Source organism: Ensifer adhaerens, from assembly GCF_000697965.2.
In the GTDB taxonomy this organism is placed as follows: Bacteria; Pseudomonadota; Alphaproteobacteria; order Rhizobiales; family Rhizobiaceae; genus Ensifer; species Ensifer adhaerens.
The window spans coordinates 2,050,270-2,071,391 of record NZ_CP015880.1 but is presented as its reverse complement, the minus strand read 5'-3'; the positions used below and the strand labels follow the sequence as shown (position 1 = coordinate 2,071,391).

The following is a 21,122-nucleotide window of genomic DNA, read 5'->3' as shown; positions in this document are numbered from 1 at the left end:
AGCGCAATGGGGGGTCCGCCGCCGATGGATTGGCCGGCTGAGCCCCCTGCGGTTAGGCAAACCTGCCGGCAGGCTCTGGTCAGGTCAGCGGCGCAGCTTCTGCAAAAGCGGTTCCAGCGCCTCGATCAGCGGTTCGGGCGAAACCGGATCGCCGCCTTCCTCCCAAGCATTCTGAAACTCGGCGATTTCAAGCCCGACGACTTCGCTCCCGGCAAGGACAGCACAGGCTGCACGCAGGTCATCGAGCGACAGCCCGTTTTCATGCTGGTAGTCGGTGGGCACGATGCCGGGGCTCAGCACGTCGCAGTCGAGGTGGATATAGACCGGTCGGCCGGCGACGGCTTCGGTCAGCCTTTGCGGGAGATTGGCACCGGGACGAATATGCGGAATGCGCTTCGCCTCGATGAGTTCGGCCTCGAAGGGATCGAGGTCGCGCTGGCCGACGAGCACGATATTTTCGATCGAAAGCCCGCCGCCCAGACCGGACTGCCAGAGGCCGCAGGGCCCGGACAGCGCCAGCCCGCCGAGATAGCCGGTGCTGCTGGCCTCAGGCGTATTGAGGTCGCCATGGGCGTCGAACCAGACGACGACCGCATTGCCGTGGTGCCTCGCAAGGGCAGGCAGGGTTGCGAGCGAGACGGCACAGCGGCTGGTCGCTGCCAGCGAAAACGATCCCTCGGCGTAGACCACATCGAAGCGATCTCGCATGCGCTTCAGAGCCGGCATCGCGGCTTCGAGCTCGACCGCCCAGTGGCCGTTCAGCGCCGGTTCCGGATCTCCGACCGTGACCGTTTCGAGGCCGAGTTTTCGGGCGAGATGGGCGGCAACGGACTTCGCGCCGGGAATGCCGAGGTCGTTGTGATCGCCGGCGCGACCCTGAAAGCAGGTGAGGGCAATGGGCATCGATGGCGGCTCCAACTCGCGTTTGCAGCGAACGAAGCACAGAGGCCGTCGATTTGGCAAGGCTGGAAGCCGAACGGCGCAATGCGGTTGCGTCCGTTCGGTATTCCTTCATGCCAGCGTCCCTGCTCGGTGTGCCTTCTATCCGAACACCAGCGAGCGGTGCAGTTGCGCGCCGGCCCAGGCGCCGTCGCCGACGGCAAGCGAGACGGAGTGGGGAACGCGGCCGACGTCGCCGCAGGCATAGGCGCCGGGAATGGTGGTTTCCTTGGCGGCCGTCGCCCGGATCTGCAGGCCCATCGGGGTCTCCTCGATCTCGCAGCCGAAGCGCTCGGCGATGTCGCATGAGGGCGTGGTGCGGGTGGCGACGAAAAGGCCTGCGAAGGGCAGGCGGCGGCCATCCGTCAGCACCACGTCGGCATGGCCTTCGAGCCGTGCGACCGGGGTTTCGTCGATGGTCACGCCGCGCCTGACGAGATCGGCACGGCCTTCGGCGTCGAGGGTGATGGCGCCATTGGTGAAGAAGGTCACCTTGCCCCATTCCGGAATGAGCTGCGCCTGGTGGATCGACATGGGGCTTGCCGCGATGACGGCGATCTCGCCCTGGTTCAGCTCGTAGCCGTGGCAATAGGGGCAATGGAAGGCGCTCTTGCCCCAGCGCTCGGTCAGCCCCTCGATCTGCGGCAGGCCGTCCTTGACGCCGGTTGCAAAGAGCAGGCGCCGGCCTTCGAAGGAGGCGCCGTCAGCGGTGGTAACGAAGAAGGCATCCTGCTTGCCGCTGGCTTTCTCGGCACGGCCGTCGATCCAGGTGAGCGTGGGGTATTTGGAGAGCTGCGCCCGCGCGGTTGCGGCAATCTCTGACGGGTCGATGCCGTCCTGACCGAGGAAGCCATGGGAATGGCTGGCAAAACGGTTGCGGCGAATGCCCTCGTCGATGATCGTCACGCGCCGGCGGGCGCGCAGGAGCTGGAGGGCGGCGGCCATGCCGGCATAACTGCCGCCGATGATGATGACGTCCTGTTGCATGGGTCTTCCTTTCGGTTGGGCGCAGGCCAGCCCACCGGTTTCTTGAACCAGTGTCTCGACCCGGGCTTTGGGCAATAGGGTTCCGGCCGGAAACCGCTTATGCGGTCCCGGTGTAATCGGATGTGTCGGGATCGATCACGTCAGGACGGATCGATCGGCTGCTGTCAGTGCGATCGGAGCCGGTGCCGCCGGGCAAAGTCCTCGGCTAGGTCGGCAAGGGTCACGTGGGCGAAGCGGTCGAGCAGCAGCGCCTCGGCCTCCGCAAAGGCGGTATCGAGGGCGGCGTTGACCGCCTGTTCGACGAGGCATTCCGGCATTTCCTGCCGGTTGCCGATGGCAAAGATCGCGGGTTCGCCGAGTGTTTCGTGCAACTGCCTGAGCGTCACGGTCTTGAGATCGGCAGTGATCGCCCAGCCGCCCGCATGGCCGCGGGCGGAGGAAACGATGCCGGCATCGCGCAGGAAACCCATGGTGCGACGAACGACCACCGGATTGGTGCGCATGCACATGGCAAGCTCGTCCGAGGTCAAGGGCTCGCCGCGCTCGGCCATGTGCAGGAGCGCGTGCAGGACGGAGGAAAGGCGGCTGTCTTTTTTCATGTAACTTCAATTATTACGAATCGAAGTACGATGCAAGCGGTACCTCTAGCTCACGCCTAAAAGTGCCAAGCGACAGAGGCTTGCCTGACGAGGTGCCACTCCTGTTGTCAGCGCATTCGGCTAAGATCGCCGGTATGCCCACCACCGCTCTTCGACTGGGGTCTTCGGTCCGCCGGAAGCTTGTACCGTGAAGACAGACGTTATCGTTTCATAGCTGAAATCCGCGACCACCTCAGTTGCAACAACTTCACAACGTTCTCGATCTTCATCGTCAAAAGCTGAGTCTACTAAGAACTCGAGGACGATATTGTCGTTGTTCCAGCCGCACGTTACGGCCGATATCGTCGGCGGGACTGTTCCGAGCAAGGCGCGTTGCACGCTGAGGAGCAGTCGTTTCTCGCGATCTGACGCTGGCATAAGTACCTTCATTGCTGGGGCGGTTCGAATCTATGACGCCAGATGGATGGCCCCAAAGGGATTGTACTTGAACTCGTCCTCGTCATAGGCGTCGACGGGCAGCAATTGGGCGCCGCGGTGCTTCAGCACCGTCTCGACGCCGTCGCTGAAGACTTCGTCGGCAACGGTGTCGATCAACGCGCTCAAGGCCAGTTCGTCGTCGGAGAGGGTTTTCGGCGCGTAGACTTCGGGTATCCCGACCAGATGGAAGCCGATGCTGTAGAGATGTTCGTCGGTGCCGATCGGCCGCTTGGCAAAGGCGAGGCGGCAGGGGCGGGCAAGTGCAGCGCCTGTTTGGCCTTCGGCGTCGCGAGCAAGCTCTTTCCACCTCTCAACGCCGTGGGCGACGCCGGCGCTCTCGCCCTTGGCGGCGACGATGCCGTTATCGAGGGTGTGGGCGACCAGCCGAAGTGCGATGACTGAATGTTTGACCGCATCCTCTGCCGTCATCGGCGGGCCGAGCACATAGATGACCGAGCGATGGTCGCTGACGGCCTCTTCGTCGGCTTCGGTCCAGGCACCCTTCTTGACGCGATCCCGGCAGACTTCGAAGGATATCGGCATGCGGTCATCCGGCGCGTCCTCGGAAAACGTATAGTCGATCTCGAAACCCAGGGCGAAATCGTCGATCGCCGACTGGATCATCTCGCAAAGGTGGGAGAAGGGGCGTTCTCCGCCGAGCAGGCAGAGCACGTGACGTGGTTTGACTTCGGAAAAGCTCATGGCCGCTGTCCCCCGGTGGTTTTGGCGAAGCTGTCGCAGACACCACCACAAGATGCAAGCGGTCAGTGGATGGCTTTCCTAGGCGTGCGCCGGACTTTGGCCGCCGGCCGGCTGCTGTGCTCGTGCGACAATGACGATGCCGACGAGCGAGACGGCGAGGCCGACGGCCATGGCCCAGGAGAGAGGCTCGCCGAACATGACGAAGGCCCAGATCATCGTCACGGGCGGGCTCAAATAGAGGATGGCGGTGACGCGGGCGGGCGAGGATTTTTTCAGCGCCAGATAATAGAGGCTCCAGGCGCCGAAGGTGGCGACGAAAACGAGCCAGAGGATACCGCCGACAAAGCCCGGATCGAGCACCGGCAGAACGCTGCCCTCATGCCAGGAAAAGAGCGCGAAGATCGCTGCCGCCGACAGGCACTGGATCGAGAGGCTTTGATGCACCGGCATGGCGCCCGCCGGGCTGCGCTTCTGCAGCAGGGTCGCCAGCGCCAGCGACAGGGTGCCGAGAACTGGCAGGCCATAGGCCCAGAGCGGAACGTTGCCGATATCGAGCGACCAGCCGGAGGCGATCAAGACACCGGTCAGCCCGATGAAGGAGCCGAGCCATTGGCGGGCGGTCAAGGCCTGGCCGAGGACCGGCCAGGAGAGGATGGCGACGGCAAGCGGCAGCATGTCGGTGATCAGCGCCACGAGGCCAGTGGGCACGCCATAGGAAATCGCCAGCGCAAAGCCCGCGAGATAGCCGGACATGGCAAGCGCGCCGAAGAGCATCTGCGGCACGGCGTCCTGCAACCGGATCTTTGGCCCGACCGTCAGGGCGAAGGGCAGCAGTATGAGACCGGAGACGAGGCTGCGCCAGAAGAGGATCAGGAAGAGCGGCGCGTGATCGATGGCGAAGCGGATGCCGACGAAGCCGGCGCTCCAGGAGATCACCAGCGCGGCCTCGAGCAGGATCAGGATGACGACGGCCCACATCCGGTTTGGCCGGCGGGAAGGCAGCGCAGCGACGTCGCTCATATCAAGGGTTCCGGCTCTAGCGGCTGGGGAGGGCCGCGTCGATGGCGGCGGCGGATCGCGGGCGTTCGGCGCGGCGGCGCCGGGCCGGCATCGGCAGGGTGAGGATGAAGAGCGAGCCGACGATCAGCCCGATGCCCGCCCAGCCCTCGGCCGGCAGGCGCTCGCCGACGATGACGACGGCAAGCACGGCGGCGATGACCGGTTCAAGCAGCGACAGCGTGGTCGCCATGGTGGCCGACACGCGGGCGAGGCCATAGGCGAAGAGCACGTAAGCGACCAGCACCGGCACCAGCGCCATGTAGATACCGACGGCGACATTGGTCGACGACGCTAAAAGCGGCGCGCCGGTGAAGGCGAGCACCGGCAACAGCAGAGTGCCGCCGACACCGAAGATCGAGCCCATGGCGGCACGCGGCGGAATGCCCGCCTGCATCAGCCGCCGCGCCACCCAGGAATAGAGCGCGTAGAGCAGGCCGGAGACCAGGCCGAGCAGGATGCCGTAGAGGACCGCCGTCGCGTCGGCAGCACCGGCGCTGCCGTGGCTTTCCGAAAAGGTGAGAAGCACGGCGCCGCCAAGGCCGGCGGCGGCACCCAGCAACCAGCGAGTGGTGAGCTTCTGACCGTCGAAGATGCGCTCGATCAGCGAAGCGGCGAGTGGCGCCGAGCCGATGGAGATGACGGTGCCGATGGCGACGCCGGCGAGATGCATGGAAGAGTAGAAGGCAAGCGGATAGATCGCGACCGAGAGCGAGCCGAGGATCAGCATCGGCCACTGCGCGGCGATCTTCGCCCTGCTTTTGACGATCGAATGCAGCGCCGTCAGCGCCAAGAGCAGGCCGCCAAGGCCCATGGCGACGGCGCCGATGCCAAGCGGGCTGACCCCTGAAGCAAAGGTGGCGGTGGTGCCGGTCGTGCCCCAGAGCGCGGAGGCGGTGAGCACGCAGGCAAAGCCGACGAGAGAAGCGGAATTTCGGGAGGTCATAGCTGGTCCATGATCGAGATGGCGATCCGGCGCGCGGTCTTCAGCCGTGCGTCATGTCCGTCGAGTCCGGCACGCGACATCGCGCCTTCGAGCAGGAAGGAGAGGTGCTCCGCCGTCTCGTCGATGGCGGCACCCGCGTCGGGCTTCATCTCGGCGAGATATTGCTTGAAGAGCGTTTCCACCTCGTCCTTCTGCGAGGCGACGATGTCGCGGGCGGGATCGCCGACCGAAAGCTCGGCTGCGGCATTCAGGAGCCCGCAGCCGCGGAAACCCCAGGAATAGGCCATTTCAGCGTGGTCGACATAGCTGTCGAAGATCGCCAGCGCACGATCTCTCGGCGTTGCCGCATGAGCCAGGCGCTCGCGGTAAAGCTCCTGCCATTCCCGGTGGCGCGCCTCGATATAGGCGTTCACCAGATCGGTCTTGGACGAGAAGTTGTTGTAGAGGCTCATCTTGGCGACGCCCGCATGCGCGGTGATCGCATCGATGCCCGTGGCACCGACCCCATCCCGGTAGAACAGTTCGGCTGCCGCCTTCAAAAGCCGCTCGCGCGCCGGCGCCTTGTCGCTCATCGCTTTCTCCAATCTATTAGGTAGACCGATCTACCTATTTTGGTCCGATGTCAAGTGACGCGGTGTTTTTCAAAGGGGATGAGGATGCGGTGATGCGCCGGCCGATCGCCGCCGTTTGTGTTTGCGGCTGTAACCGTAACGTACTTCCGCGCGTCGCACGCAACGGGTCTACTGCTCGGCATGCATTCGCACTAAATTTCGCATTGGTGGCCCGCAATGGAGTTTGCGAGGCAGCGGCGGTCGAGAGATTTCAAGGCCGCCGGCCGCGGCGTATGAGGGAGATTCGGCATGCTGCGATTTATACTCACAGGGGTGGTGCTTCTGGCCGGCGCGACGAACGTCGCGGCGCAGGATATGTTGCCGGCCGAACTCCGGGACCGCGCGATCGCCCGCCGGGCGACGGAGGCGGTGATCTGGGGCATGCCGGCGGTCAATGCCGACCTGATGCTGCAGACGATGCTTTCGACGACGAAGGCCAGGGCCAACGAAGTCGTCTACTGGTCTCGCCCGGTCAACTGGAAGAACCAGACGCTGACGCCGAACCCGGATTCGATCTATTTCATGTCCTTCTGGAACGTGAAGGAAGGGCCCATCGTCATCGAGATCCCACCGGCCGAGGGCGGATCGATCGCCGGCAACATCGTCAACGCCTGGCAGATGCCGCTCGAAGATGCCGGCCCGCATGGCGCCGACGAGGGCAAGGGCGGCAAGTACCTGATCCTGCCGCCGGATTACATGGGCGAGGTGCCGGAGGGCTTCATTCCGCTTCGCTCGGACACCTTCACCGGATTTGCTCTGCTGCGTTCCAACCTGAAGAGCCATGCCGACGCCGATATCGAAAAGTCGGTCGCCTATGGCAAGAAGATCAAGATCTACCCGATGCCGGTGACCGACAAGCCGCCGGAAACGGTCTTTACCGACGCCTATGACGTGCTGTTCGACAGCACCATCCGCTTCGACGCCAGCTTCTTCGACAATCTGAACCGGGTCGTCCAGACCGAGCCGTGGCTCGAGCGCGACCGGGCGATGATCGACCAGCTGAAGACGCTCGGCATCGAGAAGGGCAAGCCCTTCCAGCCAAGCGCCGAAACCAAGGCGCTGCTCGACAAGGCGGCGGCCGAAGCCAGAGCCGAGCTTTCGGCGCGCTATGACGCCGGCTTTCCTGTCATCAACGAGGGCATCCGCTGGTTCCCCGCCGGGTTGCCGGACATGGTGAAGGCCGCCTCGGAGGCCTATGCCGATCCCGGTCTCTATCCGGTCGATGCCCGAGGCGTGACCTATACGCTCGGCTTCACCGGCATCAAGCGGCTGGGCACGGCGCAGTTCTACCTGATGGCCAACAAGGACAAGGACGGCAATCCGTTCGACGGCGGCGCTAACTACCGCCTCGTCGTGCCGAAGGATGCGCCGGTCGAGCAGTACTGGTCGGTGACCGCCTACGACCGCGAGACCCATGCGCTGATCCGCAACATGGACAAGGCGAGCGTCGCCTCGATCGGCGAGGGGGTGAAGAAAAATGCCGACGGCTCGGTCGACGTCTATTTCGGCGCCAAGGCGCCTGCGGGCAAGGAGGCGAACTTCGTGCCCGTCGACCCTGCCCGCAAGTTCGAACTGCTTTTCAGGCTCTACGGCCCGGAAAAGCCGCTGTTCGAGAAAAGCTGGAAGCTGCCCGACGTGGAGAAGATGCCGTAGCGCTTGCAAATGCCGTACTTGCAAAGTGACGGTGTTGACGCATTCCGGCGGAGCCATAGCTATGCATGCAGCCGCGGGCGGAAGGAGCCACCATGTGCGGACGCGTCTATCTGAAGACCAATCTGGAGGGGGTGCTGCGCGCCTTCGGCTTTGCCGAGCGTGGCGGCGTCGAGACGATCGCCAACCAGTTTCCGCGCTATAACGGAGCGCCGACGCTCACCTATCCGATCATCATCCGCGACGTGATCCGCGATCCCGATCTCTTCGGGCCGGTCTTCGTCTCGGCCCGCTGGGGCTTGATCCCGAGCTGGACGAAGGATCCGAAGGCGGGCAGGCCGCTCGTCAACGTGCGTTCCGACACGATCGCCAGCAAGTTCCGCTCGTCCTACCAGCGCCGGCGCTGCCTGGTGCCGATCGACGGTTTCTTCGAATGGAAGGACATTCACGGGACCGGCAAGGACAAGCAGCCCTATGCAATCGCCATGAAAACGGGCGAGCCGTTCTGCCTTGCCGGCATCTGGGAGAGCTGGCGGAACCCCGATACCGACGAGGATATCCGCACCTTTGCGATCGTCACCACCGACGCCAACGCGATGATGGCCGACATCCACGACCGCATGCCTGTCATCCTGCATCCCGACGATTACGAGCGCTGGCTTTCGCCGGAGCCGGAAGCCCCTGACCTGATGAAGCCGTTTCCGCCTGAGCTCATGACGATGTGGAAGATCGGCAGCAAGGTCGGCTCGCCGAAGAACGATACGCCGGATATCTTGGATCCGGTGGATTGAAGGGGAAGCGCTTCACTTCGTCCATTGAGCCCAAAGCAATGACGGCACGATCGCAAGTGCCATAACCATCTGAAACACGATGTACGCGATGATGATAAAGGCGATATCGTGAACGATTGTTTTGGCAACCTTCACGATCCTCCCGCTGCAGCTTTGCCGCCTCAAATCGGTGCCTTTACGTCATCGCCGTAGGTGTAGGTCAGACGGCGCTCAGAGATGTTATCGAGAGGCAGCGCCCTGAAATGGGATTTTAGCGGCAACCCGGTTTCCTTGGAAATCCACATTTCGACACGGACATTATAGTCCTTTTGGATCTGTCGCTCATATCGATAGACCGTAGCAGCGATACCCGCGACGTCTTCATGGCGGAGAAGCGCACAGTTCGCCGCTATTTCCGGCTCAGCGGACGCCGGAAGAGGCACGCTGGAGCTTGCGCCCAATGTGAGCAGCTAACGTCCATATGTACCGTTGTGACATCGATGCCTTCCTTGATTGCGGCTGAAACTGAACACGATCCTTTGTGTTGTGCGAGAGGGGTGGCCTGGAAAAGCGTCGTATCGCCTGACGGGAGCGCAAGCTCAGTGCTCGACATTGTCTTGGCGACCTGATCTAGCTGCCTGCGCCAGCCACAGGCTCATGGAAAGGCCAGCTCTTGTTCTATCTTCTCCGCCATGGCGAAACCGTCTGGAACACGCTCGGTCGGTTCCAGGGGCAGCTGGATTCGCCGCTGACGAGGCTTGGCGTCGAGCAGGCAGATGCTGTCGCCAACCTCCTTCGCGCCGAGATTGGTGATGAGGTGCCGTCGTTCGAGATGCATGTCAGCCCGCTCGGACGGACCCGCGAAACCGCCGAAAGGGTGCAGCGGGTGCTGCCGCTTGCGAGCCGCGAGGATGCGCGGTTGATGGAGGTTTCGGTCGGCTGCTGGGATGGCATGACCAAGTTCGAGATCGACATGGAGTATCCGGGCAAACTCGATGGTTCCGATGTCTTCGACTGGTATTTCCGTTCGCCGGATGGGGAGAGTTTCGATGCCGCCTGTGCGCGGGCGGAAAGCTGGCTTGCGGATATCCGGCGGCCGACGGTCGCGATTTCCCATGGGCTGTTCGGCCGGTTGCTGCGCGGCGTCTATGCCGGCCTCTCCAGGCGGGAAATGCTGGAGCTGCCGGTGCCGCAGGATGGATTTTATCGTCTCGGCGAAGGGACGTTCAGCCTCGTCACCGGCATATCGACCGGCCGACAACTGGCGTCCGCTACCGAGTGAAAGCACCAGCGCGGCACCTCGGTCGGCTCCCGGGCTTTTCCAGTGGCCGCCGCGGTGGATCGACGTTTCTTCGCGGTTGGAGGGCTATCGGCCAAAGGCAGACGCGGACTGCGCAAGCATCACGTTTGCATCACCTGCTCCAGAGCGCTCAGCAACGCCCGCGTATCCGCCGGCTTGCCGACATTGACTACCCCCGCCAGAACCTCTCCGCCGACCTGCTCCGGCTTTTCATAGGCGCTGGCAAGCACGAAGGGCACGCTCTGCGCCCGCAGCGCCTCCGCCACCGGCGTCACGGTGCCGTCTTTCAGGGTAACGTCCAGAATGGCCACCGCCGGCTCGGCGCTTCGCAAGAGCTGCAGGGCCTGCTTTACCGTCGCGGCGGGTCCCAAGACATGCCAGCCGTGCCTTTCCAGCAGCAGCTCAAGGTCCATGGCGATCAGGAACTCATCCTCGACGAGAAGCACGGACTTGGACATGAAACCAGTCTCTGTCTTTGGAGACCGGTGACAGGGGCGTAGCGATCTCTGCTGCCAAACCCTTTGGTGCATAGTTCAGTTCCACGCGCGCGCCCAATTCGCTTCTCACGGAGAATTCGATAAGCCTGGTGCCGAAGCCCGCCGTCGTCGGGGGCGTGACCGACGGACCGCCGCTTTCCTGCAAGGCCAGCAGAAGACGCCTCTTAATGGCCTTCTCGATCTTCAAGCGGATGGCGTGCCTGCCGTTCCTACAGGTCCCGCGCGAAAATCTGGCCGGTGAGATCCTTGCCGAAGCTGTGGTGTTGTTCTTCCTCGATCAGCGCGAAGCCGGCCTTCTCGTAGATGTGGCGGGCGGCGTCGAGGCCGGCATTGGTCCACAGGATCATGCGGTGGTAGCCCAGAAGGCGGGCGTGGCGCATGCATTCCTCGACCAGCCGACGGCCGATGCCGAGGCCCCGGGCGGTGGGCTCGACATAGAGCAGGCGCAGCTTCGCCGTCGTTTCATCGTGGCGGACGAGAAATACCGAGCCGACGACCTTGCCGTCTTTTTCGGCGATCCAGCATCGATCCGACTTCGGATCGTAGTCGTGCATGTATTTGACGACGATCTCGGCGACCAGCGCTTCGAACGCGGTGGTCCAGCCATATTCCTGCGCATAGAGCGCGCCCTGCCGGTGGATCACCCAGCCCATGTCGCCCGGCTGCGGATCGCGCAGGATGAAGCCCGGCGTACGCTCCTCGGCAAGCAGGCTTTCGATCTCGCCCATGGCGCCCACCAGCTGCTTCTGTTCCGGCACCGAAAGCTTCTCCAGCATGGCGACGACTTCGCGCTGTGATGCATCTTCCAGGGGCTGGAAGATCACGCGCCCCGCGTCCGTCAGCTCGAGTTGCGTGACCCGGCCGTCGGCCGGCGAACGGGTCTTTTCGATCAGCCCCTTCTTCTCGAAGCCGGTAATGACGCGGCTGAGATATCCCGCATCGAGGCCGAGTTCGCGGCAGAGGTCGCTCGCCGTCAGACCGGAGCGATGCGCCAACTCATAGAGAATGCGGACTTCGGTCAGCGAGAAGGCGCTGGCGAGCAGATGCTCGTGCAGCAGGCCCATCAGTCGGGTGTAAAAGCGGTTGAAGTGCCGCACCGTCTGGGCGCGGTCATCGATTTGCTGCGGAGACATGGGATGCCTTTATGAGTTTGCCTTGATCAGATAATTAGTTGCCTAAGGCAAGTATTGTCAAGCAGGAATGCGCCAAGGCCTGCGGGACCGCCCGCTGCCGAGCGCCGGCGCATGTGCGCCCCCTTTTGGTTTTTGCATTTGCTAATTTAGGTAGGAGATCGTTTCAGGCTGCGATAATATCGGATCGGATATCTCTTAGGTCCGGAAGTCCGGAACGGGCCGCTTTTCAACGTGTTTGGCAAGCCCATGGAGCAGAGATTAGCCGCAGTGCTGGCGGCCGATATGGCCGGCTACTCCAGGCTGATGGAGGCCGACGAAGCGGGCACGCTTGCGCGGCTCCGCACGCACCGCATCGAGCTCATCGATCCCGCGATCGCCAAGAACAAGGGGCGGCTGATCAAGACCACCGGCGACGGGCTGCTGGTGGAATTCCAGAGCGTGACCGATGCGGTCAAATGCGCGGTCGAGATCCAGCAGCGCATGAAGAGGCGGAACTCCGATGTGCCGGAGGACCGGCGGATCGAATTCCGCATCGGCATCAATCTTGGCGACATCATCTTCGAGGACGACGACATCTTCGGCGACGGCGTCAACATTGCCGCGCGCGCCGAGCAGCTGGCCGAGGTCGGTGGCATCTGCGTGACAGCGGCGGTGGCGACACAAGTGGCTGACCGGCTGGAATTGCCGATCGAAGATCTCGGAGAGAAGACGCTGAAGAACATCAGCCGGCCGGTGCGCCTCTACCGCGTCGGTCTCGAGGGTCTGGACCTTCCGGCCTCGACGGGAGGGAGCGAAGCGAAAAAGGGCGTCTGCAAACCGACGATCGTCGTCTTGCCCTTCGACAATATGAGCGGCGATCCCGACCAGGAGTTCTTCGCCGACGGGCTGACCGAGGACATCATTACCGAGCTTTCGCGAAGGCATGAGCTCTTCGTCATCTCGCGCAACTCCTCCTTCGTCTACAAGAACCAGTCGGTCAACGTGCGCGAGGTGGCTGCCAGCCTCGGGGCGCAATATCTGGTGGAAGGCAGCGTGCGCAAGATCGGCGAGCGGGTGCGCGTCACCGTCCAGTTGATCGACGCGGTCAACGACGCACACATCTGGGCCGACAAATACGACCGGCAGCTCGACGACATCTTCGCCATTCAGGACGAGGTGACGGCGGCGATCGCCGCGACCGTGCCCGGTCGGCTGGAGGCCGCCCAGCGCGACCAGCTTTCGCGCACCAAGCCGGCCAACATGGCGGCCTATGAATGTGCGCTTGCCGCCAAGGTGCTGCATCACCGCAGCAGTGCCGACGACAACAGGCAGGCGCAGGCGTTGATCGACCGTGCCGTTTCGCTCGATCCCGGCTATGCCCACGCGCATGCCTGGCGGGCCTGCATCCTCGGGCAATCCTGGGTCTACGGCTGGTGTGCCGACAAGGAGGCGACCTGGGCCGAGGTCAATGCCGAGCTCGAACGGGCGCTTGCGCTCGACGACAACGACGCCGACGTGCATCGCATCCTTGCCGCCGTCAACGTCAACACCAACGAACTGAGACGGCGCGCTATCACCAGGAGCGGGCGCTGTTCCTCAACCCCAATTACGACCTCGTCGTGGTGCAGCAGGGCGAACTCTTGACCTGGCTCGGCCGGCCGGAGGAGGGAGCGGAATGGATCCTGAAGGCGATGCGCCTCAACCCGCACCACCCGGAACGCTTCTGGAGCCACCTCGGCAAGGCGCATTTCGCCGCGCGCCGATATGGCGAGGCGATCGAGGCCTTCATGCACCTGACCTCGATGGACGAGACCCAGCACGCCTTCGTCGCCGCCTGCCACGGCTGGCGCGGTGATGCGATTGCGGCGGGCGCGCATATCGGCAAGGTCAAGGCGCTGGCGCCGAGCTTCGAGATCGAGACCTTTCTGGCGACCATGCACTATGCGCAGGAGGAGGACCTGCAGCATCTGCGCGAGGGGCTGGTGAAGGCGGGGGCGGGGTGAAAAGCGGGCCCGCGCGCTCAAGGCCTGCGCGTGGACGCAAGCACGGATCCGGAGGCGAGGAGGATGCGTTTCCGCCCCTGACAACGCAATTGCGGAGCCTGCTGCACCGTCGGGAGAGGTGGCTATGGAAGCAGTTCGCGCAGAACGGCGGCTGGTGGCCATTCTTGCCGTCGACGTTGTCGGCTACTCGCGGCTGATGGAGGCCGACGAGGCCCGTACGCTCGCAGCCATCAAGGCGTGGCGTTGCGACATCTTCGATCCCCTCATGCAGGACTACCACGGCCGCATCGTCAAACTGATGGGCGACGGTGCGATCGTCGAATTCGGCTCCGTCGTCGATGCCGTCGCCTGTGCGGTCGCGTCGCAAAACAGGGTTGCGGCGCGCCAGGCGGATATCCCGCGCGAGCATCGGCTGCTGCTGCGCATGGGCATCAACCTCGGCGATGTCGTCGTCGAGGGGGATGATCTGCTCGGCGACGGCGTCAACGTCGCAGCCCGCCTCGAGCAGATGTGCGAGCCAGGGGGCCTGTTCGTCTCCGGCACCGCCTTCGACCACCTGCAGGGCAAGTTCGAACTGCCGCTGGAGTTCATTGGCGAGCATCACGTGAAGAACATCCAGCGGCCCGTCCGCGTCTACCGGGTGCAGTTCGACGGAGATCTCAAGAGTCGGCGCTTCACCTTCGAGACCCTTCGCGGCTGGCGCATTGCGGCTGCGCTGGCCGTGATCGTTGCGACCGGCCTTGCCGCGACGTGGCTGGTGCAGAGGCGCGAGAGCGTCGAGCCCGCGTCCGTTGCGCGGAGCGCCTTGCCGCTGCCGCAGACGCCCTCGATCGCGGTGCTGCCTTTCGAAAATCTCAGCTCCGATTCAGCGCAAAGCTACTTCGCCGACGGCATGACCGACGACCTGATCACCGAACTGTCGAAACTGTCGGGCATCTTCGTCATCGCGCGCAACTCGACCTTTGCCTACAAGGGCAAGCCCACCAAGGCGCAGCAGGTGGGGGCGGAACTGGGCGTCCACTATATCCTCGAAGGGAGCGTCCGTCGGGAGGGAAACCAGGTTCGGGTCAATGCCCAATTGATCGACGCGATCGACGGGCACCACCTGTGGGCCGAGCGCTATGATGGGGAAATGAGCGGCGTGTTCGGGCTGCAGGACAAGGTGATCGGACAGATCGTCTCGACGCTCTCCGTGAAGCTGACGAGTGCCGAAAAGAACGTGGCGGCGGTGCCGGAAACGACGAACCCGAAGGCCTACGATACCCTGTTGCGCGGCTGGGAGCATCTTCGCCGCGACAGCGAAGCGGAAACGGTCGCAGCTTCCGCATTTTTCCAGAAGGCGATCGTGCTCGACCCGCACTATAGCCGCGCCTACGCGTCGCTGGCGGCAGCAAACTGGCGGGCGAGCATCCTCTCCTGGGATTATTCCCGCAGGGAGGCCGCGTCCAGGAACCTCGCCAGAAATCTCGCAAAGGCCATGGAGAGGCCGACGCCGCTTGCCTATGCCGTCTCGGCGCAGGTGCTTGCGCAGCAGGGGCGTTACGACGAAGCCTTCGCCGCCATCGACCGAGCGATGACGCTTGCGCCCAACGATCCCGACAACCATGTCGGCATGGCGCGGATCCTCAACGCGACAGGACGCGCGACCGAGGCGGAACAGGAGGCGCGCCTGGCGATGCGGTTCGATCCTCACCCGACGCGGGCAACGCTGCGCATGCTCGCCGTCTCGCTGTTTTCTCAAGGCAAATACGACGAGGCCGCCGCCACCTACGAGCGGGTGCTCGAGAAAAGCTCCGAACTCTTGGGGGATTACGCCACGCTGACTTCGAGCTACGGACATCTCGGCCGCACGGGCGACATTCAGAGGCTGGTCGACCAGTACAACAAACTGGCGACGTCCTCGCTGGGAGATCCGCTCACCGTCCAGGAAAGCGCCTATGACTGGTATGGCAGCGCCTTCAGCTACCACCGGCCCTATATCGCGCGGTTGCAGGAGGGACTTCGCAAGGCCGGATTGCCGGAAGGGGCCGGCACGGACCTTGCCTTCGACGACTATGCCAAGTTCATGACGCTGAAGGGCGAGCTCAGCGTCGAGCGAACGATAAAGGTCGACGTTGCGGAAGTGAAAGCGCTGCTTGCGCGCGGCGTCACCTTCATCGATGTGCGGGCGCCGCTCACCTATGACATTGGCCATCTCCCCAAGGCCGTCAATCTGTCGCTGCTGACCGCGCTATCGAAGGAAAGCCTCGCCAAGGTGGTGGGAAAGGCAGACGAGGTCGCCTTCTATTGTCAGGGCAGAAACTGCACCCATGCCGCCTATGCGTCGGCCAAGGCGATCGCCTGGGGCTACACCCGCGTCTACTATTTCGCCGGCGGATTTCTGGAGTGGGATGACGAGGGCTACCCGCTCGTGATCGAGGTCGGCAAGTAGTTCGGGCTGGGATGTCCCGATCCATTGCTACCGTGGCCCGATGCTGATGAAGATCGACTTCCGGTCGCTGTCCGAGCTGGGGCGCCACTGGCGCGGCATCGGCGTGACGCTCTTCATCAACTGGGCGATCAAGCCATTCTCTATGGCCCTGCTGGCATGGTTGTTCATCGGCTGGCTCTTCCGCCCGTTGCCGCCGCCATCAGCCTGTTCGGCATCCAGTCGGGCGCCGCGCTCGCGACCGTCGTCGGGGTGCTCATCGAGGTGCCGGTGATGCTGTCGGTCGTCTGGATCGTGAACAGGTCCAGGGACTGGTACGAGGTAGCGCCGGCGGTGGCCCGGAATTCCGTCTCGAAAGGCGCATGAGCGATGGAGGCGCGTGTCGCGCTCGCTGGACAACCCTTGATACATGCGCCAATGATGACGGATGGACGAAATCGTCATCCAGGCGCACAAGCATTGCGCCAACCATCGAGCCGAAATCGAAGCGAGCCCGTCCTGCGGATGCTTCTATTGTTGCGAGATCTTTCCGGCGGCCGAGATAAACGAATGGATCGACGATGACACAACGGCGATCTGTCCCCGTTGCGGCATCGATTCCGTCATCGGCAGTGGCTCAGGCTTTCCCGTGACGACGGTCGAATTCCTGGCGCGGATGAGACGCTATTGGTTTTGAGCGTCGCGCCGTCCGCCCTGAAGCGGGGGCGCAACGCCACGTAGACTTCAGCCTGTCGCCATCAAGGCCCAGCTCGCTTGCCGGGCATAGATGACGGCTCCTTGCTGCGATCTTGGTCGGATCAGGCCTCAAGCTCGTGGCAGACAGCCTCGATGTTGTGGCCATCCGGATCGAAAACGAAGGCGGCGTAGTAGTTGGCGTGGTAGCGTGGGCGCAGGCCCGGCGCGCCGTTGTCCCTGCCGCCGGCCGCAAGGGCTGCGCTGTAGAAGGCGTCGACCTGCTCACGGGTCGTGGCCATGAAGGCGAGGTGAAGATGCGCCGGCGTTTCCTCGGTTTGGTAGAGGCACAGCGACGACTTGCCGTCCGTGCTCATCTCCACGCCATGCGCGCCGTGATCGACCACCGAAACGCCGAGCGGTTCGAGCGCCTTCAGGTAGAAGTCGAGGCTTGCCGCATAGTCGCGGACACCGAATTTGACGTGGTCGAACATCGCGTTCTCCTGTGTGCGGGTTTGACGTGCGCTGGCGAGGCGGCGCATTTGCGGCCGGGATTGGGCTGATACCCCGATGGCCTGTTGCAGGCAACCGTAGGTCCTTGGGGGCGCATCGGTATGCGCTCGGGGCCTAGCCTCTTGCCGCGCGGCGCGTCACACGGTGCAGACCTCCCGCACGCAGGCCCGCAACCAGCGGTGCGCCGGGTCGGCGTCGAGGCGGGGGTGCCAGAGCAACGAGATGGTGATTTCGGGCAGGGCGACGGGCAAAGGGAAGGTGACGAGGTTTTCGCGCAAGCTTCCGGTGTAGCGCTCGGGCACGCTGGCGACGAGGTCGGTGGCGCGGACAAGCGCCAGGGCCTCGGAGAAGCTGCCGACGGAAGCGGTGATCTTGCGGCTAAGGCCGAGGACCTGGAGGGCAGTGTCGATCGGGCCGACGTCGTTGCCGCGGCGCGAGACATGGATGTGGTGGCCTTCGGCGTAGCGGGTGGGCGTCACTTCGCCTGATGTCAGCGGATGGCCCGGGCGGACCACGGCGACGAAACGGTCGTGGAAGAGGGCCTGGGCGCGAAGCTCCGGGCCCGTCATGTCGCCGACAACGGCAGTTTCGAGATCGACGGTTCCTTCGCGAAGCGGGCTGCTTTCCCGGTCGAGCTTCTGCACGAAGCGCAGGCGTACGCCGGGCGCCTCTCGCTCGACACGGGCAATCAGTGCAGCGCCGAAGTTTTCGACGAAACCCTCGCGGTTCCTGAGCGTGAAGGTGCGGGAAAGCGTCTTCAGGTCCAGGCTCTCGGCCGGGCGAAGGCAGGCTTCGGCCGCTTCGACGATGGGGCCGATGCGATCGCGCAGTTCCAACGCCCTCGGCGTTGGAACGAGGCCGCGGCCGGCGCGCACCAGCAGCGGATCGCCGGTCGCCTCGCGCAGCCTTGCCAGCGCCCGGCTCATGGCCGAGGGGCTGAGCCGCAGGCGCCTGGCGGCGCGGGCGACGCTGCCTTCCGCAAGCAGCACGTCGAGGGTCACGAGGAGGTTGAGATCCGGTCTGGTCATGCCCATCCATAACACAGTTGGCTCATGATGTGGCGTCAAACGCACGAATGAAGTGCAAATGCTGCGCCTTCCGCCATATGAAGCCGAGGTCTAATTTTTCGGAGAACCGACCTTGGAGGGTTTTCCGATGATCCCATGCCCACTGATGCCCGCCCCGATTTCCCTGTCTGATCGGAAGTCGTTGCCGCATATTTTGAATCATGAAAGCGCGCTATCGCCTTGTTTTCCCGCGATTTCCCGTGCTGCAAAAGATCGGCGCGAAACCTCGCGCGCGGGAGGTGGTCGATGAGCGCGACGAAGACTGCAAACGCTCCCGCCACCGCCTCGGTTCGCTGCGTGCTCACCAGCCTGTCGCTGTCGATGCTGCTCTCCTCGCTTGGCACCAGCAGCGCCAATGTGGCGCTTCCGGCGCTGGCGGACGCTTTTGGTGTCTCGTTCCAGGCGGTGCAATGGGTGGTGCTTGCCTATCTGCTTGCCATCACCACGCTGATCGTCAGCGTCGGGCGGCTTGGCGATATCGTCGGCCGGCGGCGGCTTCTGCTTGCCGGCATCGCGCTCTTTATCGCAGCCTCGGTGCTTTGCGGCCTGACGCCCGCTTTCCCGCTGCTCGTCGCGGCGCGAGCGATGCAGGGCATCGGGGCTGCGATCATGATGGCGCTGACCATGGCGTTTGTCGGCGAGACGGTGGCGAAGGAGAAGACCGGCAGCGCCATGGGCTTGCTCGGCACCATGTCGGCCATCGGCACAGCGCTCGGGCCGTCGCTCGGCGGCGCGCTGATTGCCGGGCCCGGTTGGCGGGCGATCTTTCTCGTCAACGTGCCGTTGGGGCTTCTGGCGCTCGTGCTCGCCCATCGGTATCTGCCGGCGGACAAGGGGTATGAGGGCAGGGAACGCCCACGCTTCGACGTCGCCGGCACCTTGCTGCTTGCGCTTTCGCTGGGCGCCTATGCATTGGCGATGACGGTGGGCCGCGGCAGTTTCGGCGCGCTCAATGTCGCGCTGCTTTCGGCCGCCGTTGTGGGTTCTGCACTGTTCCTGCGGGTCGAGACCAAGGTAGCCTCGCCGCTGATCCGGCCGGCGATGTTGCGTGATCCGGTTTTCAGCCGCGGGCTTTCGACCAATGCGCTGGTCTCGACCGTGATGATGGCGACGCTGGTGGTCGGGCCGTTTTATCTGTCGCGCGGGCTGGGGCTGGATGCGGCGATGGTCGGGCTCGTCCTGTCGGTCGGTCCCGTCATCTCGGCCTTTGGTGGCGTGGTCGCCGGCCGTATCGTCGATCGCCTGGGCGCGGGCTTCGTAGTCACGATCGGTCTTGCCGCGATGGTTGCGGGCTGCGCGGCGCTTGTGCTGCTGCCGGGGCTTTTTGGCGTTGCCGGTTATGTCGCGGCGATCGCGCTTTTGACGCCCGGCTACCAGCTGTTCCAGGCGGCCAACAACACGGCGGTCATGGCGGATGTGAGCGCGGACCGGCGCGGCGTCGTTTCCGGCCTGCTCTACCTTTCGCGCAATCTCGGCCTCGTCACCGGCGCATCGGTCATGGGCGCGGTCTTTGCCTCAGCCGTGGTGGCAAGCGACATGGCCGGGGCGGCGCCAGCCTTGGTCGCCAGGGGCATGCAGGTGACCTTTGCTGTGGCTGGGCTGTTGACCGTGACCGCGCTGGCGATTGCCGTTGCGGGCAGGGCGTTCAGGCGCGCACAACGGGCCGTCGCCGCGGAGCCAGCGGGAGAGTGATGATCCCGCAAGAGACGGACCGCACCGACACGCCGCCGCTCAGCGATCGGCACCCGACCGATTGCGCCACGCCTCTGACGCGAGGCTGTAGCTCTGGTGGAGGATCTCTTCGCCCCTCGAGCGGGAGGCCTTCCGCATGGTTTTCTCAGGGCGAAAGCCGAGCTTGAGCAGGACCTTGCCGGAGGCCGGATTGTCGGCCGCGTGGCCTGATTTCAGCCTCGCGAGCCCGAGCTGCTCGAAGGCGAAGGACACCACTGCCTGCGCTGCCTCGAAGGCATAGCCCTGGCCCCAGCTTGGCTTCTCCAGCCAGTAGCCGAGTTCGCCTTCTTCGCCGTCGATCTCGTCGAGATCGACCAGGCCGATCATGTGGCCTTTGCGCTCGATGGCAAATCGAAAGGCCGTGCCGGCGATCCATTCCTGCCGGTGCACACCGAACCAGCCGGTCATGTCGTCGGGATCGGGTGGAAACTGCGCCATGCGTAGCATGCGCGTGACGTCCCAATCCGACTGGATCTCAAAGGCGCGCTGCGCATCGGCGGGCGTTGTCGGGCGCAGCGCGAGTCGATCGGTCGTCAGCGTGACCGCGGGGCGATTTCCAGTGTTCGCTGCGGATGGGCGCATTGTCAGAGGTTTCCCCATCGATCCGCACTGATCGTCAGACACTACCGCGTTCAGGCGGTCGGCAAACGCTCGAGCCGGGCGCGAAGCGTTTCGAAATCCGGCACGAACCAGATCGAATCACCCTTGTTCGTTTCGCGCACGAAATCGGTCAGCGCCTTGCTGGCTTCGAGCCTGGTGCTGATATCGCCGACGATGGCGAGCCGCATGCGGTAGTTGACGAATTTCTGGAACACCTCGCCGGCGACGCGGGTCGAAAGATCGAGGAAATGGGGACCCAGCCGTTCGACCGGGACTGCCAGCAAGTCGGCCTCATGCGCCCAGCCGTCGCCGAGAAAATCATTGGCGTCGCCCGGTGCCGCAAGCAGAGGGCCATCGACAGCGCATTGCAGCACGCGCGCGGTTCCGATTTCGATCAGCTGTGTCATGCGCCAAGAAGTAGGCTGCAAAGCCCAGGGTTGCAAGGGCTGTTGCCTCGGGTTC

At 64.1% G+C, this 21,122-nt stretch carries 21 protein-coding genes and 2 pseudogenes; 9 read left to right on the top strand and 14 right to left on the bottom strand.

Annotation, left to right across the window (positions count from 1 at the left end; translation table 11 throughout):
* Positions 1–84: 84 nt before the first annotated feature.
* From FA04_RS09975 to FA04_RS09945, 8 genes are all read right to left on the bottom strand, one after another.
* Positions 85–903, bottom strand: a complete 819-nt coding sequence (locus FA04_RS09975) for an arginase family protein (protein WP_051659264.1) — start codon at positions 901–903, stop codon at positions 85–87.
* A 138-nt stretch (positions 904–1,041) separates the two neighbouring features.
* The gene (locus FA04_RS09970) at positions 1,042–1,926 is read right to left on the bottom strand and encodes an NAD(P)/FAD-dependent oxidoreductase (RefSeq protein ID WP_034793082.1); all 885 of its coding nucleotides are present in this window, start codon (positions 1,924–1,926) and stop codon (positions 1,042–1,044) included.
* Between the two features lie 164 nt (positions 1,927–2,090).
* The gene (locus FA04_RS09965) at positions 2,091–2,525 is read right to left on the bottom strand and encodes an RrF2 family transcriptional regulator (protein WP_034793085.1); all 435 of its coding nucleotides are present in this window, start codon (positions 2,523–2,525) and stop codon (positions 2,091–2,093) included.
* 120 nt (positions 2,526–2,645) lie between these two features.
* Entirely contained in the window at positions 2,646–2,942 is a 297-nt protein-coding gene (locus FA04_RS36785; RefSeq protein ID WP_082566233.1) for a MafI2 family immunity protein, read from the bottom strand.
* Between the two features lie 30 nt (positions 2,943–2,972).
* Positions 2,973–3,704, bottom strand: coding sequence for a hypothetical protein (locus FA04_RS09960; RefSeq protein ID WP_051659265.1), 732 nt, complete (start codon positions 3,702–3,704; stop codon positions 2,973–2,975).
* Between the two features lie 78 nt (positions 3,705–3,782).
* The gene (locus FA04_RS09955; RefSeq protein WP_034793088.1) at positions 3,783–4,724 is read right to left on the bottom strand and encodes a DMT family transporter; all 942 of its coding nucleotides are present in this window, start codon (positions 4,722–4,724) and stop codon (positions 3,783–3,785) included.
* Positions 4,725–4,740: 16 nt separating this feature from the next.
* A complete protein-coding gene (locus tag FA04_RS09950) occupies positions 4,741–5,706 on the bottom strand; it encodes a DMT family transporter (protein WP_034793090.1) in 966 nt (321 codons plus the stop codon).
* Positions 5,703–6,278, bottom strand: a complete 576-nt coding sequence (locus FA04_RS09945; RefSeq protein ID WP_034793094.1) for a TetR/AcrR family transcriptional regulator — start codon at positions 6,276–6,278, stop codon at positions 5,703–5,705. The genes FA04_RS09950 and FA04_RS09945 overlap by 4 nt, the downstream gene beginning before the upstream one ends.
* 288 nt (positions 6,279–6,566) lie before the next feature.
* Between FA04_RS09945 and FA04_RS09940 the strand changes: the two genes are divergently transcribed.
* From FA04_RS09940 to FA04_RS09925, 3 genes are all read left to right on the top strand, one after another.
* Positions 6,567–7,970 carry a DUF1254 domain-containing protein gene (locus FA04_RS09940; protein ID WP_034793096.1) on the top strand — a complete coding sequence of 468 codons (1,404 nt, stop codon included), beginning with the start codon at positions 6,567–6,569 and terminating at the stop codon, positions 7,968–7,970.
* A gap of 92 nt (positions 7,971–8,062) precedes the next feature.
* Complete coding sequence (locus FA04_RS09935) at positions 8,063–8,758, top strand: SOS response-associated peptidase (RefSeq protein ID WP_034793099.1); 696 nt, start codon at positions 8,063–8,065, stop codon at positions 8,756–8,758.
* Between the two features lie 652 nt (positions 8,759–9,410).
* Positions 9,411–10,019 (top strand): histidine phosphatase family protein, encoded by a 609-nt coding sequence (locus FA04_RS09925; RefSeq protein WP_034793105.1) that lies wholly within the window; start codon positions 9,411–9,413, stop codon positions 10,017–10,019.
* Positions 10,020–10,138: 119 nt separating this feature from the next.
* Here the strand turns inward: FA04_RS09925 and FA04_RS09920 are convergent, their stop codons facing one another.
* Positions 10,139–10,495 carry a response regulator gene (locus FA04_RS09920; RefSeq protein WP_034793109.1) on the bottom strand — a complete coding sequence of 119 codons (357 nt, stop codon included), beginning with the start codon at positions 10,493–10,495 and terminating at the stop codon, positions 10,139–10,141.
* A 248-nt stretch (positions 10,496–10,743) separates the two neighbouring features.
* Positions 10,744–11,667 (bottom strand): bifunctional helix-turn-helix transcriptional regulator/GNAT family N-acetyltransferase, encoded by a 924-nt coding sequence (locus tag FA04_RS09915; RefSeq protein ID WP_034793110.1) that lies wholly within the window; start codon positions 11,665–11,667, stop codon positions 10,744–10,746.
* A gap of 246 nt (positions 11,668–11,913) precedes the next feature.
* Here FA04_RS09915 and FA04_RS09910 point away from each other — a divergent pair.
* The 5 genes and pseudogenes from FA04_RS09910 (at position 11,914) to FA04_RS09895 (ending at position 16,753) form a co-directional block, all read left to right on the top strand.
* Positions 11,914–13,649, top strand: a pseudogene (locus FA04_RS09910) (adenylate/guanylate cyclase domain-containing protein).
* A gap of 124 nt (positions 13,650–13,773) precedes the next feature.
* The gene (locus FA04_RS09905) at positions 13,774–16,080 is read left to right on the top strand and encodes a rhodanese-like domain-containing protein (protein ID WP_034793113.1); all 2,307 of its coding nucleotides are present in this window, start codon (positions 13,774–13,776) and stop codon (positions 16,078–16,080) included.
* Positions 16,081–16,117: 37 nt separating this feature from the next.
* Positions 16,118–16,276 (top strand): annotated as a pseudogene (locus FA04_RS36680) (arsenical-resistance protein); the annotation flags it as partial.
* The gene (locus tag FA04_RS36675) at positions 16,237–16,443 is read left to right on the top strand and encodes a hypothetical protein (RefSeq protein ID WP_034793116.1); all 207 of its coding nucleotides are present in this window, start codon (positions 16,237–16,239) and stop codon (positions 16,441–16,443) included. The pseudogene FA04_RS36680 and the gene FA04_RS36675, both read left to right, overlap by 40 nt.
* Before the next feature lie 61 nt (positions 16,444–16,504).
* Positions 16,505–16,753 carry a hypothetical protein gene (locus tag FA04_RS09895; RefSeq protein WP_034793118.1) on the top strand — a complete coding sequence of 83 codons (249 nt, stop codon included), beginning with the start codon at positions 16,505–16,507 and terminating at the stop codon, positions 16,751–16,753.
* A 121-nt stretch (positions 16,754–16,874) separates the two neighbouring features.
* Here FA04_RS09895 and FA04_RS09890 read toward each other — a convergent pair whose 3' ends face one another.
* Both FA04_RS09890 and FA04_RS09885 read right to left on the bottom strand, forming a co-directional pair.
* The gene (locus FA04_RS09890; protein WP_034793121.1) at positions 16,875–17,243 is read right to left on the bottom strand and encodes a VOC family protein; all 369 of its coding nucleotides are present in this window, start codon (positions 17,241–17,243) and stop codon (positions 16,875–16,877) included.
* A 156-nt stretch (positions 17,244–17,399) separates the two neighbouring features.
* Positions 17,400–18,290 carry a LysR family transcriptional regulator gene (locus tag FA04_RS09885; RefSeq protein ID WP_034793702.1) on the bottom strand — a complete coding sequence of 297 codons (891 nt, stop codon included), beginning with the start codon at positions 18,288–18,290 and terminating at the stop codon, positions 17,400–17,402.
* Between the two features lie 285 nt (positions 18,291–18,575).
* On the opposite strand from FA04_RS09885, the gene FA04_RS09880 reads away from it, so the two are divergent.
* Positions 18,576–20,021, top strand: coding sequence for an MFS transporter (locus FA04_RS09880; RefSeq protein ID WP_034793124.1), 1,446 nt, complete (start codon positions 18,576–18,578; stop codon positions 20,019–20,021).
* Positions 20,022–20,060: 39 nt separating this feature from the next.
* On the opposite strand, the gene FA04_RS09875 is transcribed toward FA04_RS09880, so the two are convergent.
* Complete coding sequence (locus tag FA04_RS09875) at positions 20,061–20,642, bottom strand: GNAT family N-acetyltransferase (RefSeq protein WP_051659266.1); 582 nt, start codon at positions 20,640–20,642, stop codon at positions 20,061–20,063.
* Between the two features lie 50 nt (positions 20,643–20,692).
* Positions 20,693–21,067, bottom strand: a complete 375-nt coding sequence (locus FA04_RS09870; protein ID WP_034793127.1) for a DUF4180 domain-containing protein — start codon at positions 21,065–21,067, stop codon at positions 20,693–20,695.
* Positions 21,068–21,122 lie beyond the last annotated feature (55 nt).

Coding starts and splice junctions, on each gene's coding strand:
- FA04_RS09940 (WP_034793096.1), top strand. CDS start 6,567: ATGCTGCGATTTATACTCACAGGGGTGGTGCTTCTGGCCGGCGCGACG.
- FA04_RS09915 (WP_034793110.1), bottom strand. CDS start 11,667: ATGTCTCCGCAGCAAATCGATGACCGCGCCCAGACGGTGCGGCACTTC.
- FA04_RS09945 (WP_034793094.1), bottom strand. CDS start 6,278: ATGAGCGACAAGGCGCCGGCGCGCGAGCGGCTTTTGAAGGCGGCAGCC.
- FA04_RS09875 (WP_051659266.1), bottom strand. CDS start 20,642: ATGCGCCCATCCGCAGCGAACACTGGAAATCGCCCCGCGGTCACGCTG.
- FA04_RS09905 (WP_034793113.1), top strand. CDS start 13,774: ATGGAAGCAGTTCGCGCAGAACGGCGGCTGGTGGCCATTCTTGCCGTC.
- FA04_RS09975 (WP_051659264.1), bottom strand. CDS start 903: ATGCCCATTGCCCTCACCTGCTTTCAGGGTCGCGCCGGCGATCACAAC.
- FA04_RS09895 (WP_034793118.1), top strand. CDS start 16,505: ATGGACGAAATCGTCATCCAGGCGCACAAGCATTGCGCCAACCATCGA.
- FA04_RS09870 (WP_034793127.1), bottom strand. CDS start 21,067: ATGACACAGCTGATCGAAATCGGAACCGCGCGCGTGCTGCAATGCGCT.
- FA04_RS09885 (WP_034793702.1), bottom strand. CDS start 18,290: ATGACCAGACCGGATCTCAACCTCCTCGTGACCCTCGACGTGCTGCTT.
- FA04_RS09880 (WP_034793124.1), top strand. CDS start 18,576: ATGAGCGCGACGAAGACTGCAAACGCTCCCGCCACCGCCTCGGTTCGC.
- FA04_RS09970 (WP_034793082.1), bottom strand. CDS start 1,926: ATGCAACAGGACGTCATCATCATCGGCGGCAGTTATGCCGGCATGGCC.
- FA04_RS09960 (WP_051659265.1), bottom strand. CDS start 3,704: ATGAGCTTTTCCGAAGTCAAACCACGTCACGTGCTCTGCCTGCTCGGC.
- FA04_RS09920 (WP_034793109.1), bottom strand. CDS start 10,495: ATGTCCAAGTCCGTGCTTCTCGTCGAGGATGAGTTCCTGATCGCCATG.
- FA04_RS36785 (WP_082566233.1), bottom strand. CDS start 2,942: ATGCCAGCGTCAGATCGCGAGAAACGACTGCTCCTCAGCGTGCAACGC.
- FA04_RS09890 (WP_034793121.1), bottom strand. CDS start 17,243: ATGTTCGACCACGTCAAATTCGGTGTCCGCGACTATGCGGCAAGCCTC.
- FA04_RS09965 (WP_034793085.1), bottom strand. CDS start 2,525: ATGAAAAAAGACAGCCGCCTTTCCTCCGTCCTGCACGCGCTCCTGCAC.
- FA04_RS09950 (WP_034793090.1), bottom strand. CDS start 5,706: ATGACCTCCCGAAATTCCGCTTCTCTCGTCGGCTTTGCCTGCGTGCTC.
- FA04_RS36675 (WP_034793116.1), top strand. CDS start 16,237: ATGGTTGTTCATCGGCTGGCTCTTCCGCCCGTTGCCGCCGCCATCAGC.
- FA04_RS09935 (WP_034793099.1), top strand. CDS start 8,063: ATGTGCGGACGCGTCTATCTGAAGACCAATCTGGAGGGGGTGCTGCGC.
- FA04_RS09955 (WP_034793088.1), bottom strand. CDS start 4,724: ATGAGCGACGTCGCTGCGCTGCCTTCCCGCCGGCCAAACCGGATGTGG.